The 19,457-nt window shown below is 49.5% G+C and carries 14 protein-coding genes and 1 pseudogene; all 15 read right to left on the bottom strand.

Going from position 1 to position 19,457, the window contains the following annotated elements:
* Positions 1-7: 7 nt before the first annotated feature.
* Entirely contained in the window at positions 8-799 is a 792-nt protein-coding gene (icmH, locus tag ON072_RS19185; RefSeq protein WP_028781258.1) for a type IVB secretion system protein IcmH/DotU, read from the bottom strand.
* A 3-nt stretch (positions 800-802) separates the two neighbouring features.
* Positions 803-2,134, bottom strand: coding sequence for a type VI secretion system baseplate subunit TssK (tssK, locus tag ON072_RS19180; RefSeq protein WP_025889987.1), 1,332 nt, complete (start codon positions 2,132-2,134; stop codon positions 803-805).
* Between the two features lie 2 nt (positions 2,135-2,136).
* Positions 2,137-2,667: a type VI secretion system lipoprotein TssJ gene (gene tssJ, locus ON072_RS19175; RefSeq protein WP_025889986.1), complete on the bottom strand. Its 531-nt coding sequence runs from the start codon at positions 2,665-2,667 to the stop codon at positions 2,137-2,139.
* Positions 2,667-3,995, bottom strand: a complete 1,329-nt coding sequence (tagH, locus tag ON072_RS19170) for a type VI secretion system-associated FHA domain protein TagH (protein WP_028781259.1) — start codon at positions 3,993-3,995, stop codon at positions 2,667-2,669. Before tagH ends, tssJ begins: the two co-directional genes overlap by 1 nt.
* 15 nt (positions 3,996-4,010) lie before the next feature.
* A complete protein-coding gene (gene tssG / locus ON072_RS19165) occupies positions 4,011-5,021 on the bottom strand; it encodes a type VI secretion system baseplate subunit TssG (protein ID WP_208155750.1) in 1,011 nt (336 codons plus the stop codon).
* Positions 4,985-6,751: a type VI secretion system baseplate subunit TssF gene (gene tssF / locus ON072_RS19160; protein WP_028781261.1), complete on the bottom strand. Its 1,767-nt coding sequence runs from the start codon at positions 6,749-6,751 to the stop codon at positions 4,985-4,987. The genes tssG and tssF overlap by 37 nt, the downstream gene beginning before the upstream one ends.
* Before the next feature lie 2 nt (positions 6,752-6,753).
* Positions 6,754-7,182, bottom strand: coding sequence for a type VI secretion system baseplate subunit TssE (gene tssE / locus ON072_RS19155; RefSeq protein WP_051472870.1), 429 nt, complete (start codon positions 7,180-7,182; stop codon positions 6,754-6,756).
* A gap of 5 nt (positions 7,183-7,187) precedes the next feature.
* Positions 7,188-8,663, bottom strand: coding sequence for a type VI secretion system contractile sheath large subunit (gene tssC / locus ON072_RS19150; RefSeq protein WP_025889984.1), 1,476 nt, complete (start codon positions 8,661-8,663; stop codon positions 7,188-7,190).
* Positions 8,664-8,748: 85 nt separating this feature from the next.
* Entirely contained in the window at positions 8,749-9,237 is a 489-nt protein-coding gene (gene tssB / locus ON072_RS19145; RefSeq protein ID WP_025012103.1) for a type VI secretion system contractile sheath small subunit, read from the bottom strand.
* An 890-nt stretch (positions 9,238-10,127) separates the two neighbouring features.
* Positions 10,128-11,243 carry a hypothetical protein gene (locus ON072_RS19140; protein WP_261753315.1) on the bottom strand — a complete coding sequence of 372 codons (1,116 nt, stop codon included), beginning with the start codon at positions 11,241-11,243 and terminating at the stop codon, positions 10,128-10,130.
* A gap of 477 nt (positions 11,244-11,720) precedes the next feature.
* Positions 11,721-12,830 carry a hypothetical protein gene (locus ON072_RS19135; protein ID WP_144128873.1) on the bottom strand — a complete coding sequence of 370 codons (1,110 nt, stop codon included), beginning with the start codon at positions 12,828-12,830 and terminating at the stop codon, positions 11,721-11,723.
* A 476-nt stretch (positions 12,831-13,306) separates the two neighbouring features.
* Positions 13,307-14,428 carry a hypothetical protein gene (locus ON072_RS19130; protein WP_219018015.1) on the bottom strand — a complete coding sequence of 374 codons (1,122 nt, stop codon included), beginning with the start codon at positions 14,426-14,428 and terminating at the stop codon, positions 13,307-13,309.
* Positions 14,425-18,372, bottom strand: coding sequence for a hypothetical protein (locus ON072_RS19125; protein WP_274626147.1), 3,948 nt, complete (start codon positions 18,370-18,372; stop codon positions 14,425-14,427). The genes ON072_RS19130 and ON072_RS19125 overlap by 4 nt, the downstream gene beginning before the upstream one ends.
* Before the next feature lie 4 nt (positions 18,373-18,376).
* Positions 18,377-18,904: a DUF4123 domain-containing protein gene (locus tag ON072_RS19120; protein ID WP_274626146.1), complete on the bottom strand. Its 528-nt coding sequence runs from the start codon at positions 18,902-18,904 to the stop codon at positions 18,377-18,379.
* 6 nt (positions 18,905-18,910) lie between these two features.
* Positions 18,911-19,457 (bottom strand): annotated as a pseudogene (locus ON072_RS19115) (hypothetical protein); the annotation flags it as partial.

Here is a 19,457-nt window from a genome sequence, read left to right as displayed (position 1 = left end):
AGCTTCCTCAATTCAGGATCTGATACAGTTGCTTGAGCACGCCCGAGGACTTGTTCGCCAGGGACAGGGAATAAAACAGAAAGACTATGGTCAGCATCAGGCCGAAACCGGCAAAGACTGTCCAAATAGGCATCTGGCGCCCAAGGCGATAACGGGTGTTGACCACATGCTCTGTGGCCCCGGTCAGCAGTTCCGGTTCTTCTTCCCGGAGGTGGCGCAGGGTTTCATAGAGGCGATTGACTATCTTGTCGAACTCCTCACGGCCGTTGGCCACCACCTTGTAGCGCCCTTCGAAACCCAGGCAGAAACACAGGTAGATAAACTCCAGCAGTTCACGATATTTGCTCGGTTCGGTTTCCAGACGCTGCAGGATGCCAAACACCTTCTCCCCGCCCCAGGTTTCATTGTGAAAACGGGTCAGCAGCGAATGTTCGGCCCAGGCACTGTCGGCGCCCCAGGGGGTATTCATCACGGCTTCATCGATAAAGGAACAAAGCACATAGCGATAGGCCAGCACTTCGGCGCGATCATAGCCCGCCTCGGTGAGCTCGGCCTCGATGGCCATGATGTCATCCACAGTGTTGTGATAGAGCTTTTCCACATCATCCAAGATGGCCAGCTTGCGTACCCGCAACACCATGCCGATAAGAGGAGATGCCGCATCGATAAGTGCATTGAGGCTGTCACCACGCAGTTGAAACCAATACTCTTTATCGGCATTCATGTTCTGCGCTTCGTCATAGAGCAGCTCTTCGACCTGCTCAGGCGATATAGGCTGTTTTTCTGCTTTGATATCCATTTCTTAGCTCCTGATAGCCCAGAATTGCAGTTCGAGTTCCGGGAAGTCCCCCGCCACGTGGAAGGCAAAACCACTGGAATTCACCAGCATCTCCCAGGCCCGGCTGGAACGCTCCAGCTGGAAGTAGGTGTAACCCGCGTGGTAAGGCAACTGCCTTGGGGCCACCGGCAGCGGAGACAGAGGCACACCCGGCAGCTGTAGCGAAATGAGCTCGCGGATCTTCTCCACCGAGGCGATCTTGGTCTGCTGGATAAACAGTTTCTTGAGTTCATCCAGCGGCATTCTGGCGCGCACTGCCAGAATGAAGTCGGCCTGTTTCAACAGATCCGGATCCTGCACCGGCGCCACCATGAGGCCATACTTGCGTTTGTGCAGCTGCAGCGATACTGCCTTGGGCTCAAGCACTATGCTGAGAGACTGGCGCAGAGTCGACATCACCTGAGTGAAGGCCGATACCGGCATATCGTGGTCATAGGCGGCAAACGCCGGTGCCATGCGGCTGTCATCGGTAAAGGTGAACAGCTCGCCACAAACACTGACCAGAGCCTGATACAGGGTTTCCGGATGCAGGGTTCGCGACAGTGACTGATGCTGCAACACAGGCTGCATGCGGTTGAGAGATTGCAGCAACATGAAATCGGCCACATCTGCCACCCCGCCTTGGCTCGGCGAGCCCAGGCGCTGGGCGATATTGCGGGCCCGCTCGCGCATCAGACCGGCCATCTCTCCGAGGAAACGGTGCAAAATCGGCACGGCGCTGACATTGTAATGGCAGGGAATAAAGTTGGGATCCAGCACCACACTGCCGTCGGGACGCTTTTCCAGAATGCGGGCGATGGCCAGCGAGCTGTAGGCGCTGCGATCTTCCTTCTCCAGCATCAATCTGAGCCTGACCGGGCTGACATCAATGGCGGTAAAGTCGCCCTGATGGGTGTGAATGTCCCGCACCTCGTGACGCCGATTGAGATAACGTCCGGCGCCCTGCTCGTCCTGGGCCACTTCGGTAATTGAATCACTGCGCAGCGACAGCGCCAGGTAAACAATCTGGTTGGCCAGTGAGCTGTCGGCCACTTCCAGTGCGTCCGGCAAGACATCCTCTTGAGGGATGTTGAACACAGTGCCGTCCGGCATTACGCCACGGGCACGCTGAATCGCAATGCGACCAAAGCTGAGATACTCGGGGTTGAGTTCAAGCTCGGTGATCCCATAGAGGTAACCGCTGACCGCATTGAGCCTGGCGTCAGTGAGGTATTCCTGATAACGCTGCTGCTGTTGGAAGTGCTGAGGCTTGATAAACAGCCCTTCACTCCATATCACTCTGTTTCTTGAAGACATTGTTATTCCACTTTATCCAGTACTATGTCCTGCTCACTGAAAAACATCAGCAGGTGATATTCACGGCCCATGGGTTTGATCTTGACGACCTTCTTCCATTGGGCGACCTCGGGATCACTGAAATGCGCCATGATGCCTATGTATCTGGTGTCCTCATCGACAGCGAAATGGTCGATAAACTTGAACTGTCCCGGCAGCAGGGTGTAGTCACTGTGGTCGATATAATTGGAGCCGAGCGCCTCTTTGTAATCCGCCTTGAGCGAGTCAAAGTCGGCGGCCAGAAACTTGGAGTCATCTTCCAGCTCGTACACCACCAGCTCCAGCGGCGTGGCATCGCCGGCCGCATTGGGGTTGACCTTATCGAGCGCATACATGCTGTAGGTCAGTTGTGTCGGCAGGTCTTTGGCCTCTCCCACTGGAATGGAAGGATCCCACAGTACCTGCGCCGTTTTCTTGGTGGCATTCCATGCCGAGCTGCAAGCGGCCAGCTGAAGCAAACAAAGCCCGATTAAACCCAGCCTTATCAGTCCCATCAGAATTCCCTTTGCAGTTCCCTGAGTTTCTTGTCATAGGCCTGTTCAAACACTTCCCAGAAGAGTTTACGGAAGCCCTGTTGACGGGATGACGTCAGCTCCTGGTAGTAGTTCTCGTACATTTCCCAGGCCCAGTTATCACCTGGGTTGAGCGCCGACTCGCTCACCTTGCGGTATTGGCTGAAGCGCCTCAGCAAGGTGTCGGGTGAGAAAGACTTGAGGATGTAGTTGAGCGCCTCTGTGATGGCATGCTGTACCGCTTCATTGTGGTGCTCGATGGAATTCAGGCTCTCGCTGATGGCAGCCGCCGGAGACAGGTGCACCGGGCTCTTGTTGTCATCAAACAGAGTGCGGACGGTTTCCTGATAATCCAGCCCCAGTCGCAGCGGGTTATCTTCGATGGGCTGCAGGTTCTTGTTGATCAGATCATAACGGCTGCTTTGCGCGTCCTGATGCAGTGACAGCAGGCCTTTAATGGCGGCCTGCAAAGCAGCGCCCATTTCAATGGCCAGTGCCTGCTGGGTGCCTGTGTCGTTCATATCACCCAACTGTACCCCTAAGCCGCGCAGCATAGGGCCGGTGGCGATATGGGTGCCTTCATCGGCGGGCCAATCATTGCCCAGGCCGTTTTTGACTTCAGATTCCAGTAAGTCCAGTGCATTCTCGTCCATAATATTGTCCATTTTCGCTCGTTTGTTCAGATGAATAGCCGAACCGGTATCGAAGTCCGTGTCGGCCTGGGCGGTAAAATTCTTGCCTTGCCAGTAGAGTTCCTTGGCCAGCAGGGATTCGGCGTTTTCCTGCTCTTTGGTCACAGATTCCTGGTCAAATTCAACGCTTTTGACCGCGGCCTGTTGTTGCCTGTCCAGTGCCAGTAAAGGGTCATCCAGACTGGCATCGGTTTCTTCCTCTTCTTCGGCGGTTTCAGCCTGAATAAGTGAACCGTTCTCAGACTTGAACCATTCAGAAAGCTGGCCGGTTACCGGGTCATCGGCCTGCTCACTGTCGAGCAGCGTCACCCGCACCTTGTAAGGGCCAATGGCGATATGATCGTTCTCATTCAGCCGGGCCTTGCGATCCCGCCCCAGCTCCACGGTGGAGCCGTTGAGAAACACCCGGCCGCAGAGATCTTCAATACAGAAATGACCGTCCAACCAGAGGATGCGACAGAAGTAGTCGCCTATGGTGCGCTCCCTGTCCCTGAGCACCCATTCGCAACCTGGGCCGGCGCCTATCAGGCCGCCGTCCTTGTTCATTCTTGTGTGGGGCACCAGGCCTGACTCCAACAACTGGGAGTTCACCACATTCAACGCAATCAAATTACTCAAGAGGCCAACCTCCCTTTATTGCCTGATTTGAATCAATACGCTCTTGCGCGTGCTATCGCCCTTGCCGAGGAAAGAGGACCATCCCAATTGGCCGCCCTTTTCTTCCCCCAGTTGCAGCAGCGGGGCTTCATCTTCCCTGAGCGTCAGCTCAAGGTCATAGGCCATTTGTTCCCGCAGGATCACTTCCATCACCTTGCAAAGTGGCTGGAACTCCCGCCCGGATGGCAGAAAATCGCGAAAACGCTCTAACGACAGCTCTTCCATACAGAGCACAAACTTGCCGCAAAGATCGCCGACCCGCTCCCCAAGCATTGTGTCTTCCCCCAGCCTGGAATTGGCCATCCCCAAACGGCAACGCTGGGACTCGGGGATCTCCACCTGTCGCAGTTGCCATTGGCGAATGCTCACCTGGGGCAGGTCGAAACAGTGCGCCACTATGCCGGCAACCGCCTGGGGCGAGCGGCTGCGACCGGCGAGCATGCCGGCGTAGGCCAGCATCTTGCACCAGTTGATTGGCGTGTCGCCGCGGATATCCTCGTTGGCCAGTCCCACCAGGGCGTAGACCTGGGCCGAAAAGCTGTCGCTGGCATCGTCCTGAAAACGCACGTAATAACGGTATTTGCGCCACAGGCGATACAACAAGGAAATCAATCTGTTATTAAAGAAATCCAGAAAGTTGCGCCGAATGCCGTCTTCATCGTCGAGCAACATATCCAGCAGGTAACTGGGCAGCGGCGACTGGGCGCCATTGAGACCGAGAAAACAGGTCTCCAGCCGCAGGCGCCCATCCCCCAGAGACTCGAGCATGGAGATATCCGCCGGCGCAAATCCAAGGCTTGGATTGGCGCTGAACTGCAACTCACCGGCCAGTTCCCACTGGGCATCTTCCGGATCTCTGCCTTCCAGCCGGTGCAATAACTCCACCAACTGGAAAAAGCTGTACTCACGGTAGTCCTGCGGCAGCCTGCTGCCACCCGGCTCCGGAAAGGTTATATCAGCGGTTGTTGACCGCTCTGGATATCCCATGTGTACCTTTCCTTGTTATGAGCATTGATAACCACCAACTCATGAAACGAGTTGATGCTGGCGTAGAGGGCAAAAAAGTGGTTCAGCACAGTGCCGAACAGGTAAAGGTCGCCCTCGGAGCCGAAATACTGTTGGTCGAGTACCAGCTCTGTCTTGAGGCCGCGAACCGGCAATCCCCTGACAATTCTTTCGGTCGGCCCGGACTGAATACTGCTGATGCCGTCGAGTCGCATCCGGGTGACCCGCTCGGCTTGTCTGTCGACCAACGCCTTGAAGTCATAGGCGCGGATGATGGAACAGATGGCATCACGGGACAGCAGTGACAGATAGTTGAGCGACAAGTTGGAGATCAGGGTCCACAGCAAACTGCCATCGAGCACAGGCCGCAAAGGGTGGCTAGGCTCGGTGATATTGCTGAAACGGGCAAAGCTTGGCGATGTATCTGTGGCGACGCAGATGTCGCCCTTGCCCAACTTGGTCGGCAGTTGCCGGTTGGAGCAGGTCAGTGTCACCGACACGGCTTCTGTCATGTCCAGGCACTGGGTTTCATCGCTGCGTACGAAAGAAAGACAATGATCCAGGCCGTCGTTGCGCATGCTGTCGCGCACCCGCATCCGGTAATAAAGCGCGGTGCGATTACGGGCGCGCTCCACTTCATGTTGGAAGCTCTCAAACGGCGAATAGATCCGCTGTTGGCCGCGCATTCTGCCCTCATTGGAGTCCAGCCAACCCTGCACCTTGTCGACACTGAAGATTTCAAAGTGAGATGGATGGCGACTGGAAGGCACAATCGGGTATTCGACCCGCTTGCCGTTGAGATCGATAGGATCGGCGTCGTGCTCAAACAGGTTGATAGCCGGAACACAGTAAAGCAGGAAAGTATCCTGACGCACATGCACGTCGGCAGGCAGCGTCTTGGAAAAAGTGAGTTTGAGGCTGAAGTCACCCTTGAGATATTCGGGGATACACTTGGCGATTCCCTTGATATCGAAGAAATGAAACGCCTCGGGGAATGTCAGGTACTCCTGTAGGATCCGATAGCCTTCATAGACGTTTTTCGGATAGGGCAAGATACCGCTGCCGGCTTCAAATCCTACTGACGCAAAGCTGCTGCGCGGCAAGCGATAGCTGCCATGGGCGCCGACAATTTCGATAGAGTCCAGATAATGATTCAACCAAAGATACAGCATCTGGGCACTGTAGCTTTGGCCTCCCAGATAAAACCTGAGGCTTTCCAGCCCCATTTCAAGCAGGGAAAGGTCGCTGTTGTTATCAAAATCCAATTGAATAATAGAAGCTTCCCGGGAATGGGAAGCATCTATATGACGGATTTGCACCGGATAAACATCAACAGGACGACAGGTACGAAAGTGGCAGATCTGCCCTTCAACCGGATGACTGTCCAGCATACAACCGGCCGCAATCTCCTGCCTGTGGGTGATCCCCTTCTCATGCGGATAGAAACGCATGATGGTATGACTGGGAATAGGCCTGAGATAGTTGGGCCACAGCATGCTGATCATCGAGTGAGTAAACTCGGGGAATTCATCGTCAATCTTTTCCCTGAGTCGACCGGTCAGAAAAGCAAAGCCCTCGAGCAAACGCTCGATATCGGGATCAGTGTGGTTACCGTGAAGATAACGCGCCAACTGCGGATGGATATCCGAAAATTCCCGCCCCTGCTCTCTCAAGAAAGCAAGTTCATCCCTGAAGTATTTGTCCTGAGGCACTGCTAAACCACTCTGTATCTGCGACTGTTATCCAATAACAAATCGATCTTCAACTTATCCTTGTTGGAAGCCACTCTGATGCTGCCGTAGATGTGGAACCTGAGGTTCATCGGATTGCCCTCATCGAACAACACGCTGACATCAATATCTGTCAGCCTGGGTTCAAAGCGGCTCAGGCAAGCCTTGATTCCGTTACGCATCCTCAGGCCAAGATCCACACTGCCGGAACTGGCATCATTGAAATCGAACAGTCCCAGTTCAGGACAGCTCTGGCTTTCTCCAATGCGGGTATTGAGAATATGTGAAACATTACGTTTGATGGAATCGACGACAGCATCCAAGCTGCTGTCGCCATATCCACTTTGGCGTTCGGCTCCCAAGCGTTCAAAGAAGCCAACACCAAAAGTTCCGGAGAAATCATCGTTCAACAACGTGATTACTCCTGATCCAAACGTCCTACCAGCGACAGTTCAAAGTTGGCACCCATGTACTTGAAGTGCGGACGCACAGCCATGGAAACCTGATACCAACCTGGATCGCCCTGAACATCCATCACCTCAACCTTGGCGGCACGCAAAGGACGACGGCTACGAACATCTGCCGGTGGGTTTTCCTGATCGGCGACATACTGTTTGATCCAGTTGTTCAGCTCGCGCTCCAGATCCTGACGCTCTTTCCAGGAACCTATCTGCTCACGCTGCAACACCTTGATGTAGTGTGCCAGGCGGTTGATGATCATCATGTAAGGGATCTGGGTACCCAACTTGTAGTTGGTCTCGGCTTCCTTGCCTTCCTTGGTGTTGGGGAACACCTTGGGTTTTTGAATCGAGTTGGCAGAGAAGAAGGCCGCATTGTCACTGCCCTTACGCATAGTCAGGCTGATAAAGCCTTCATCGGCCAGTTCAAATTCCTTGCGGTCGGTGATCAAGACTTCGGTCGGGATCTTGGACTGCAAAGCGCCCATGGATTCGAACACGTGTACCGGCAGATCTTCCACCGCACCACCGCTCTGTGGGCCAATGATGTTAGGACACCAGCGATACTTGGCGAAGCTCTCTGTCAAACGGGTAGCCAGAGCAAACGCCGTGTTACCCCAGAGGTAATCTTCGTGGCTGGCGCTGACATTTTCACGATAGTTAAAGCTGCGAACCGGGTTATCGATTGGGTCATAAGGCACACGCAGCAGGAAGCGAGGCGCCGTCAGGCCTATGTAGCGGGCATCTTCAGACTCACGCAGCCCACGCCACTTGGTGTACTTGGGGCTTTCGAAAGTAGACTTGAGATCCTTGAGATTCGGCAGTTCTTCAAACGAGTCGACACCGAAGAATTCAGGCGCAACTGAAGACAGGAATGGCGCATGAGCCATGGCTCCAACAGCACCAACGTACTGCAGCAGCTTCATATCCTGAGTCGAAGGGGTGAAGGCATAGTTACCGACGATAGCACCGACAGGCTCACCACCGAATTGGCCGTAACCGGCAGAATAAACATGCTTATACAGACCGGACTGAGCAGTTTCCGGTGAAAATTCAAAATCATCCAGCAGCTCGTCTTTGGTAACGTGCAGCAATTCAATTTTGATATTCTCACGGAAATCGGTTCTGTCAACCAACAGCTTGAGGCTGCGCCAGGCTGATTCTATCTGCTGCACCTTTTCATTGTGCAGAATGGCATCCATCTGTTGGCTGATCTTCTTATCCAGCTCAACCAACATCTTGTCGACCAGAGCCTTGTTGACCGGCTCGGCAGTGTTGTCTGTCTCCAGAATGTTACCGATGAAAGCAGCAACACCACGGCGAGCAATGTCATAGCCTTCATCCACCGGCGCCATCCGGGTTTGTGCCATTATCTGATCGAGCAGAGTTGCATTGGCACTTTGGGAAGCGCCTGATGTTTGATTTTGAACATCCATGAATTTTGATTCCTCAATTACACTTGTGTCTATATCCGAGACATAATCCACAGCCTATCTCCATAACGGCTTATATTGGCTTGAATTATTGTTCCATCTGCTGCAATTCACTCAGCAGCTTTTCTCTAGACTCTTCCGTTGCAATTAATTCCTGCAACTTAGCTCTGAAGGCAGGAATATTTCCCAATGGTCCCTTAAGTGCAACCAAAGCTTCACGAAGTTCGATTAACTTTTGAATTTCAGGAACCTGCTCACCGATAGAATCAGGTGAGAAATCTTTGAGGGAATCGAATTTAAGATCAACAGACAACTCAGCACCATCTTCATCTGTCAATTTATTGTCAACTGTCGCAGAAATTGACAGATTGGCTTCTTTCATAACGGATTCAAAATTAGATTTATCAACTTGAACCGTCTTACGCTCTTCCAATTGAGAGTCTTCAGGATGACCCTTAAAGTCACCTAAAACCAACAACTTAAGAGGAAGTTCCATTTCACTCTGTTGATCACCCGTAGAGGGAACATATTTGATGTTAATACGTTCCTTCGGAGCGACTGAACCATCTTTCGCCATGAGATTATCTCCATATAAGATCTTTTACGACTGGTAAGTCCATTTCAAAAGCAGACCTAACTTACAAGCCCAACAAGTTATAGTCAATCGGCGTTTCAGACCTTAGTATAATAGGCGCAATCACATTTACTTAACAAAGGAAACAATAATATTAAAACATATAATACTTTAGTGGGGTGGATATTATCCCAAAAGGCTAAATTTAAGAACATTAGATAATCAAAACTACTTTTTTATAGAGATGGCATGCCATTAAAAAGTCAGTTTCAAAAGCAAAAAGTAAGAGATCTCTTACAGTGAATAAAGAAAGATCCTTGGCCTATTCTGCAAAAGCGGGAAAAAACCAAGACCTAAGTATTAGCGTTTGTTAAATTACAGTAACCGGTCAAAAAACCAAGCCAGAGACCAGAGACTAGAGAGCAGAGAGTCACCAAGCAAGCAAAGGACCGCTAAGGAAGCTACCTATGGGTCCCATACGCGCTCTACATAGGTAAACAGAAGTGGGTGCGAGGCTAGTCTCACCGCGAATGCTATAAACAGTGACCACTTTTCTTTGCCCATTGTTTCCTGCTTTGCCACATCAATCTAGCTGCCCGGCATCTTGGATGGCGGCAGAGGTTCCAAACCTATTCGATACAACTAGAAAAGTGTTATCTCTAAGCAGCCTCGACAAGGAAGTGAGTGGTGCCTGTGATACCCAATAGGAAGCAGCACCTTTTCGCTGGATCTGGAGTGACTTCTTTAAACAGGTAAATACTGCAGGAAGGCCCGAATGGTTAGGGACTCCTTCAAGGCCAAGAGTTCATTATTTGCAGGGATGGGTTGCTAAGATCTCTGCTGAGATATAACTACATCAGCAGAGATCTTATCTTGTCGTATCCATGCTCTTGCTAGTGATAGGCTTCCACATCGTAAATTGCATCGATATAAATAACCGGCGTTATTTCTGAGATAATTTTTTCAGCCTGTTTTTTAGCAACTGAAATTTCAGCATCAGTCACAGGTTCTTCACTCTTATTAAGTCTGTCTATAACCCTAAAGTCGACGTTACTTTCTCTATAATACTTTTCTGCCGCATATATATAGGATAAAGCGACCAGCATTTCATCCCGATTCGTTCCTTTAAGCCACTCTTTCCTATTCACGTGGATAATGGCATCTAAAGAGTTAAAACCTAAATGAAATGCTCTTTTGGCATAATAATTGGCCATCTCAAAACCGATAACCTTGTAAAAAGTCCCCGCCAGCATATCCATTGCCGGTGCAAAGTTATCATTGGCCGCCATTTTGAGTAGAGTCACCACCTTGGCAGCATCGGCTTCACTGAGCTCCCCAGCCTCATAAGCTAGACCATAATCAAATGCCAGACTTACCATAGGCGCATAATACTTCTGCTTGGCCGCTTCAGCCGCCCTGTCGGCATCCATGGAGGCGGCATAACGACTCAGTACATCATCTGGATTGGCTTGCAAGCACTGCTGGAAAGCTTCCCGCGCCTTGTCCGCCCAGGCATCATTGCAGTAACTGCCCAGATACCATTCACAATCCTGAAGGGTTTCTCCCGCCGGTACCAAACGCCGCATCGCATAGGGGTTTCCTTGCTGAGCCGCTTTGTTAATCCACTCTACAGCTGAAGCAGTACCGTATACACCGGCGCCCATATTGGTCAGTCCATACCATAACATGGCACCTATGTTCCCTTCCTCAGCCATCTTACCGAAAACCTCAACGGCAATATCATCCTTACCCTCCTGCAACGCCTTTAAACCTACAAACAAAGGATCACCGGGTTTGATCAAGCTACTGGCATAGATATCCGGATTGGGCTGACTCTCGGCTGCCAAAGCCAGTAACTCGTCATTATCAATAATCGCAGCATGGGGGCTGGGTTGTGCACTCTGGCCGCCATATAACCACAGCCCGAGCAAACATATCGATAACACCAGTGTTGCAATGATTAATTTATGGGTTTTACTAAATTTTGAACTTTGCATCTGCACTATCAAAACAAGCCCTCTATTTTCTTTGTTCTGGAAGGGGGAAGCAGGGTATCCAACTCAGTCAGACTCCAAGTTCTTTGCTTGAACGTGCCATTCCGCCGACGTTCGAACATGGCCAGGTTTTCTGCTTCACTCACGGATTCTTGCAAAGTCCGGTATTTTTGGCTATCGGGAGCGACTATTTTCCATCGACCATAGCCTCCCCCCTTCCTACTTGAAGCTGCAGCGGTGTTGGCGACGTTCAATCACCCCAATCACATAGTGTATCTATGCTCATGGCGATTCACTCACTTGCCGCCTAGCTGCAGCTCCAATTAGTTTGGGGGTAACATCTCTGATGTCAGATAACAGCCATAGGCACTCTTACGACTTACCTTTGCTTTGCCATTGAGGCCTGACCCTGGCTAATTCCATGAGTTGGTGATGCGAATAGCTAAGATCTCAGCTGAGATATAGTCTTGTATTGCCGCATCCATGCTCTTGCTAGTGATAGGCTTCCACATCGTAAATTGCATCGATATAAATAACCGGCGTTATTTCTGAGATGATTTTTTCAGCTTTTTCTTTAGCTTTGGATTCTTCTTTGCTTGTAAGTATGTACTTATTATCTTCCAAACGATATTTTATAAGCATTAAGAAACGATCTTCTCTAAAATAGTTTTTAGCAACATAAGCATATGGCAACAATGATTTCAGTTCATCTATATTTCCGGTAGAATCAAATGACCTCCGCCCTTCCACATAAATAGATACAATTGAGTTATACCCTAACATCAGTGCTTTCTCAGCATAAAACAATGATTCTTCCTTCCCCAAGTATTTACTGAATGATGCAGATAGCATATACATAGCTGGCGCAAAATTATCATTGGCCGCCATTTTGAGTAGAGTTACCACCTTGGCAGCATCGACTTCACTGAGTTCACCAGCCTCATAAGCCTGACCATATTTCAGCGCCAGCTTGACCATAGGGGCATAATACTTCTGCTTGGCCGCTTCAGCCGCCCTGTCGGCATCCATGGAGGCGGCATAACGACTCAGTACATCATCGGGGTTGGCTTGCAAGCGCTGCTGGAAAGCTTCCTGCGCCTTGTCGACCCAGGCATCGTCGCAGTAACTGCCCAGATACCACTCACAATCCTGAAGGGTTTCTCCCGCCGGAACCAAGCGCCGCATCGCATAGGGGTTTCCGGCCATAGCAGCCTCATGGATCCATTTGTCTCCACCAGATAGAACACTGGAACGCAAGACCGTCATACCATACCATAACATGGCATCACTGTTCCCTGCCTCGGCCAGCGGTAAGAGTGCCTTTTCGGCCAAATCCCTTCTCAGCGACTGCAACTCATATAAACCTTTGAATAAAGGATCACCGGGTTTGACCAAGCTACTGGCATAGATATCCGGATTGGGCTGACTCTCGGCCGCCAAGGCCAGTAACTCGTCATTATCAATAATCGCAGCATGGGGGCTGGGTTGTGTACTCTGGCTCCCAAATCGCCATAGCCCGAGCAGGCATATCAATAACACTAGTGTTGCAATGATTAATTTATGGGTTTTACTAAATTTTGAACTTTGAGTTTGCACCATCAAAGCAAGCCCTCTATTTTCTTTGTTCTGGAAGGGGGAAGCAGGGTATCCAACTCAGCAAGGCTCCAAGTTCTTTGCTTGAACAAGCCATTCCGCCGGTGTTCGAACATGGCCAAGTTTTCTGCCTCACTCACGGATTCTTGCAGAGTCTGGTATTTGCAGCTATTGGGAGCAACTATTTTACATCGACCATAGCCTACCCCCTTCCTACTTGAAGCTGCAGCTGTGTTGGCGACGTTCAATCACCCCAATCACATAGTGTACCTATGCTCATGGGGATTCACTCACTTGCCGCCTAGCTGCAGCTCCAATTAGTTTGGGGGTAACATCTCTGAGTCAGATAACAGCCATAGACACTCTTACGACTGACCTTTGCTTTGCCATTGAGGCCTGACCCTGGCTAATTCCATGAGTTGGTGATGCGAATAGCTAAGATCTCTGCTGAGATATAGTCTTGTCTTGCCGCATCCATGCTCTTGCTAGTGATACGCTTCCACATCGTAAATTGCATCGATATAAATAACCGGCGTTATTTCTGAGATGATTTTTTCGGCTTGTTCTTTAGCTGCAGAAATTTCATCTTCAGTGAGTGGTGAATTCAATTCTCTTGCATGATACTGTATAAGCATTACATATGAATCATCCCTAAAGTAATCTTTAGAAACATATACATAAGGAAGGAGCAACAAAATATCTTCTCTCCCAATTACATTATCACCGTATCCTATATATGCTGCATAAATAGAACGAATAGCATTAGAATTGTATCCCAGTGCCAAGGCCCTCTTGGCGTAAACCAGTGCTTCATCCTGACCAATGTACTTTCTAAATGATGTGGATAACCTATACATAGCTGGCGCGAAGTTATCATTGGCCGCCATTTTGAGTAGAGTTACCACCTTGGCAGCATCGGCTTCACTGAGTTCACCAGCCTCATAAGCCTGACCATATTTCAGTGCCAGCTTGACCATAGGGGCATAATACTTCTGCTTGACCGCTTCAGCCGCCCTGTCGGCATCCATAGAGGCTGCATAGCGACTCAGTACATCATCAGGATTGGCTTGCAAGCGCTGCTGGAAAGCTTCCCGCGCCTTGTCCGCCCAGGCATCGTCGCAGTATTTACCTAAATACCACTCACAGTTTTGCAGGGTTTCTCCCGCCGGTACCAAGCGCCGCATCGCATAGGGGTTTCCTTGCTGAGCCGCTTTATTAATCCACTCTACAGCCGAGGCTGTACCGTATACACCGGCGCCCATATTGGTTAGCCCATACCATAACATCGCATCTGTATTTCCATCCTCGGCCATCTTACCGAAAACCTCAACGGCAATATCATCCTTACCCTCCTGCAACGCCTTTAAACCGGCAAACAAAGGATCGCCCGGCTTGACCAAACTACTGGCATAGATATCCGGATTGGGCTGACTCTCGGCCGCCAAGGCCAGTAACTCGTCATTATCAATAATCGCAGCATGGGGACTGGGTTGTGCACTCTGGCCGCCATATAGCCACAGCCCGAGCAAACATATCGATAACACCAGTGCTGCAATAATTAATTTATGGGTTTTATTAAATTTTGAACTTTGAGTTTGCACTATCAAAACAAGCCCTCTATTTTCTTTGTTCTGGAAGGGGGAAGCAGGGTATCCAACTCAGTCAGGCTCCAAGTTCTTTGCTTGAACGTGCCATTCCGTCGGCGTTCGAAAATGGCCAGGTTTTCTGCTTCACTCACGGATTCTTGCAGAATCTGATATTTTTGGCTATTTGGATTAATTATTTGGGCAGTGACCATGGCCTGTAATCCTTCTGAGGTCAGATAACAGCCATAGACACTCTCGCGGCGGACCTGTGGTTTGCCATCGCGACCAATCCCTGGCTCATCCCATTCGTTGGAATACCAAGTCATATGCTGACATAAGAAAAAGCTTAATGAATTGAACTTATTGAACGAAATAATTTGAGCAGAATCTTCTTCATAGTTAGCTTGAACTATAAATGAAGCCAATTTCAACCAGCTATCTAGCACTCTTTGCCAACGCCTGAGATAGGAGGCGGCCTCCTGGCCCTCCTTCACTCCCATTAACTCCAGCGCCTTGGTAAATTGGCGGCGGCGCAATACAACCTCCCTTGTATCGTCTCCCGGTTGCAGTTGCTGCATAATAAACAACAATGCTTCGACCTGAATGCCACTACTCTTGCCCCCAGGCATTGCAATCAAGGCATCAAAGAGCGGCGCCAAAGATTCTGGAGGTAGATTAAGCAACCAACTCTGCATTTTTTTCTGCTTGTCCACCTTCAAAATATTTTTAGCGATGATAGGCGCATAATCTTCCTGAGTCGACTTATGCAGCCAATCTGCGTAAACCCTTGGAGGGAATAGTAATATATCGGCCAGACTGAGCCCTGTGGCGATTGCCAAGGTCAATCTTTGGTTGAGTATATAAAAAAGCTTGGAGTCTTCATCGTCAAAGACGGCCAAGCGACTAAAGCCACTCTGCTTTAGCATGTTCAACAAACAGCCAACAAAAAGATCTGTACTGAAAGGGTCGATTGCAATATTCAAGCTGCCCTTTACCCCAGGGCCACAAACGACCTTGGCGCCGACGACCAAGAAGAAACAACCCGCGTCATAGCCCAAACGAAATGTCCCTTCAACACCAATACCTATCCCTGCAGCGCCGCCGGCAGTTATTGAACCGAGCTTTCGCCACTGATTGGTGTTTAATTGCTCCTTATATTGCTTCGTCTCTTTCGCTTCCTTCTCTTGCTTCTTATCAAGAACATCGGAAGACATTGGGGGTTTCCAATGAACTTCTCCTGTTACCGTGCCGCCGACCTCAGCACCGGCAAACAATTCAGCCGTGGCCCCAACTTGGGCGGCCCCTTCAAGATTAACCTTTTCCGGATTCCAAGCCTCTGTTTTTGAGCGATTATAGCCTGAGGGTCGAAATGCCGAGCCTCTAACGCCTATCTCTTTCTTATCTGAACTGGAACCTATGCTGATGTTTGTGGCCAAATTCAAACTGGCTGCTATAAGGCCGTATGTGGTTACCTGTAGCCAAAAACAAATTTCACCGGCTTGATACAGTTGCTTGACTTCACTACCTGAACCTGACTTGCGCGCAATATAGGGAAAATCAAGCTGTAACCCTTTCACTGGCATGGGGTTATAAGGCACATAAGCGTTCCCAGGAGCCTTGTTTCCCAAAGGAAACCAGGCACTGAAACCCAATTGTGCTCTGGCCAGATCCAGAGATAGATTAAGCGCAGTGTCTCCACTGAGTCTTTTGGCTACTTCAGAACCTTGGATAGCCAACCCCGGAGCCGTTAAAGAACTGGTTGCCGATGAGGTGAAACGCATAAGTTGGGCATCGGCGGAAACAGTATAGCCATCCATACTGGTGTTGGATTGGTAAGCCCAATCCTTGCCCAGTAAAGAATGCTCATTTTGAAAATGAATCAAGGACATATCAAGAGAAAGTTGTTTATTCTCAGAAATTTGATTCATAAACTTCTTGTATGCATCTTTAGGCAGTCGGACTTTTGTCTGTTTGACTGTCTCGGCCACATCCTTGGGAAATTGGTTCAGCTTAGGTTCTTTCTGCTGCGCTTCAGCCGCATTTAATTCGTCACGCTCCTCCTTGGATTCAACCGCTTTGGTTGAGGCTGATAAGGCCACCCGCTGAGAAATGTCTTTAACATGCCCCTTGCCTGAACTAACCAGGTGCTTTTCCGAGGATGCGGGTAGCAACCAAGATGGGGTTCTGAGGTAGAAAGGGGTACCTTCATCTCCTTCTGAGAGCAGATAACATTCAACAACCCTGAGATCATTGTTATCAGGCAGATTCATTATCATGCCCGGGTGCTTTACGGCAGGTCTCCAGTCTTCAAAATTCCAAAGCACTGAATAGGATTCCTTGTTGACTTTCTTACTGATATTGCTCACATCGCCCTTTTGAGCTCTGGAGTTTGCAAGCGTCTTCCAGTAATCCATTCGAACTTTACAGGCTTTCTTGATTAACAAAGGTTTTTCAAAGAAATCCGGAATGGATTCCAGTTTTATCTGCCGTAGGTCTTTAACTTGCTTCTCCCAAAAAGCATCCAGCTTAATATCCAGAGCTACCGTATCCCAATAGCCCCACTGAAAACCGCCACTCTCCATGAAAGCCTTGAGCCAGACATAGTCATCCGATTGCTCAAAATGCTTTTGTTTTCGATCCTTCTGTAACAGTTCAAAAAGAAGTTCTACCTGTTCATTATTCAGTTCATCATTACCCCAAAATGATGAACGCCGAACATTAATAACAGCATTATATTTTTTTGAATACTGCCTATATGAAGAAAACATTTCTTTATATAGATTATTATTATTCAACTCTTCTAATGTAAGACATTGTTCCTTGAGGACCATACCGGAAAGATTAAACATCAAAAGATTCCAGTAAAAACCATATTTCCTAGCATCATAGCCTAAAGAATCACTAAGGCTACTTAATTTAGACCAGGAAATTTCTGGCTCATTAAAAATATCATCATACTGAAAGAACTCTTCTCCCCAGAAATAGTTAAATGTTTTAGCAGCCTCACTATCACTTTGGGAAATTAATGACTTATACTCAAATCCCAAGGTGCGTTTCAGGCTGCTGACATAGAGACCTATATTCTTCTCTTTATCACTGGTAAAGTAATTTAAATTTTCATCATAAATAAACTTAGTGCCATCATCGGTTTCCCAACCATTGGCCTGTTTTTTGGCTTTATCTTCCAGCTTTTTGCATTCAGCCAACACATATTCTTTCAGTTCTAATTCAATTTTTTTTCTGGCCTCGCCCAAGACATATTGGGTATTCAAGCTATCCAAAGAGCCTGATGGGTAATGATTAGCCGCTCTTACGCGCAACTCAACCTCACTCTTGATAAAAGAATGTTTAGCCAGCAACTCAAAGCCTACGCTGCGGGCATAATCATCCAACTCATTAAGTTCAGCCTTTACCCAGAGTCCCAGCCCTTGGGTCCATTTGAGCAACCATAATGTTTTGTACCTTTCTTTATCTGCCGCATCAGAAAGAAATATCTCATACGGTAAATAGTCATAACGAGAGAGCAACCCAAGCTCATTGAGCTTTTGCAGCATCTTTTCATTAAAGTCGGGCGCATTGATATCCATGTCACTGAGCTGCAAATGCTGTCTTTCTTGCTTGAGTCTTTCTAACGCTTCAGAGGTCAGGGCATACCAATAGCGCTTCCCATCCTTTGGATGATTTGGCACATAGAGTACGTCTTCATACTCCACATAGGCACCTTCACAGGTTGTAATTCCTTTTCCACAGGCCCCATCCTCTGGAGGCTTAACGGTAGGCAGATGCTTGTTGACGTCAATAGGTACGACTTCATACTTCCAACTGATGAATTTATTCTGCAGCTCCAGAGTATTCATGTTCGCCAATTCGGCATAATCCATTTTGTGATAGTCGGCCAACATTCTCAGGCATTCATCCTGGACGTTTTGGCAGGCCCTAAGTGCCAAGTTATCTTTATGATTCATTTCACTAAATCCATTTACTAAAAACGGCTGAATTAAAGCTATAGCTTTCAACGGCTTTGGGTGTGTGTTTCAGAGACCTGATTTCGCCCTGCTGTGAGGCCCACCAAAGCGCCGAGGCTGGCCCCAGAAGGGTGTCCCTGTCATCGGCATCCAGTTCAGAGTACAAGGGGTCCAGCGTTTGATTGCTGTAATATCTGAAGATGGTCTGGCGCCCCAGGATCCTGGGCTGTAACAGGGCCAGCAAGTGTTGTTTCAGTGTGTCGAACGCCCCAGCCTGGCTGCCAAAAATCACCGCCGAGCTGCGCCAGAGGGAGTCATTTTGCCATATGGGCAACAGGCTGCTGTCGTGGCGCAAACGAAAGATGACCGGGCTCTGTGGCATCAGGTAGGCAAATGGACTATTGATGAAGAGATCGGCCAATTCGGGAGCCGCTTCATGTTGATAAGCCAGCTGCATCACCTTGGGATAACGAATTTTGTCGGTCAGCATCCAATATTCGACACCGGCCAATTCAGGCAGTAACTCACTCATGGCCCATTACCCCTTGTGCTTCAAGCAGGGGCAATCTTCCAGAGGACAACTGCCATCGGTTTGCTTTTGGCACAAGCGAGCCACGGCGACATTGTTGTAGGAGAGCATTTCCATGCTGGCGGGAGCCAATTGTAGAGGTAAGGGATTAGGAAGCTCAGCAGCGGCCACTTCTCCCGGAAGCTCCGGCGCTTTACCGCCATAACCACTGCCTGATGCCGCGCCGCCGCCGGCATTAAGGTTGATCCCTGGGCCGGAAAGATGCACCCCGGCCGGGTCCACTTTGACAAAACTGCCACCGGCTTTGACCGTGATTTCAGAGGAAGACTCCAACACCACCTTTTGCCCCGCCTTGATATGAATTTCATCACCGGTTTCATTGACCCACACGGAGCCGGCTTTTAGATGTAAGCAGCCATCCACTATTAGGCTCTTATCACCCGTTACCTGCTGACGGGACTCGCCCAACACTGTCAGGTGGTCGTTGCCGCCGATGCGGCTGCGCCTTTCATTGTCCACATCCAGGTGGCTGTCGTGCTTGATATGCTCGTGTCTG

The organism is Shewanella sp. K8 (genome assembly GCF_028823715.1).
Classification (GTDB): Bacteria; Pseudomonadota; Gammaproteobacteria; order Enterobacterales; family Shewanellaceae; genus Shewanella; species Shewanella algae.
This window is presented reverse-complemented; position numbering and strand designations above follow the sequence as displayed.

Bases quoted from the DNA above. Each gene is read 5' to 3' on its own strand.
- tssJ (WP_025889986.1), bottom strand. From the start codon at position 2,667: ATGGGACTGATAAGGCTGGGTTTAATCGGGCTTTGTTTGCTTCAGCTG.
- ON072_RS19125 (WP_274626147.1), bottom strand. From the start codon at position 18,372: ATGAATCATAAAGATAACTTGGCACTTAGGGCCTGCCAAAACGTCCAG.
- tssC (WP_025889984.1), bottom strand. From the start codon at position 8,663: ATGGATGTTCAAAATCAAACATCAGGCGCTTCCCAAAGTGCCAATGCA.
- icmH (WP_028781258.1), bottom strand. From the start codon at position 799: ATGGATATCAAAGCAGAAAAACAGCCTATATCGCCTGAGCAGGTCGAA.
- ON072_RS19120 (WP_274626146.1), bottom strand. From the start codon at position 18,904: ATGAGTGAGTTACTGCCTGAATTGGCCGGTGTCGAATATTGGATGCTG.
- tssK (WP_025889987.1), bottom strand. From the start codon at position 2,134: ATGTCTTCAAGAAACAGAGTGATATGGAGTGAAGGGCTGTTTATCAAG.
- tssB (WP_025012103.1), bottom strand. From the start codon at position 9,237: ATGGCGAAAGATGGTTCAGTCGCTCCGAAGGAACGTATTAACATCAAA.
- tssG (WP_208155750.1), bottom strand. From the start codon at position 5,021: ATGGGATATCCAGAGCGGTCAACAACCGCTGATATAACCTTTCCGGAG.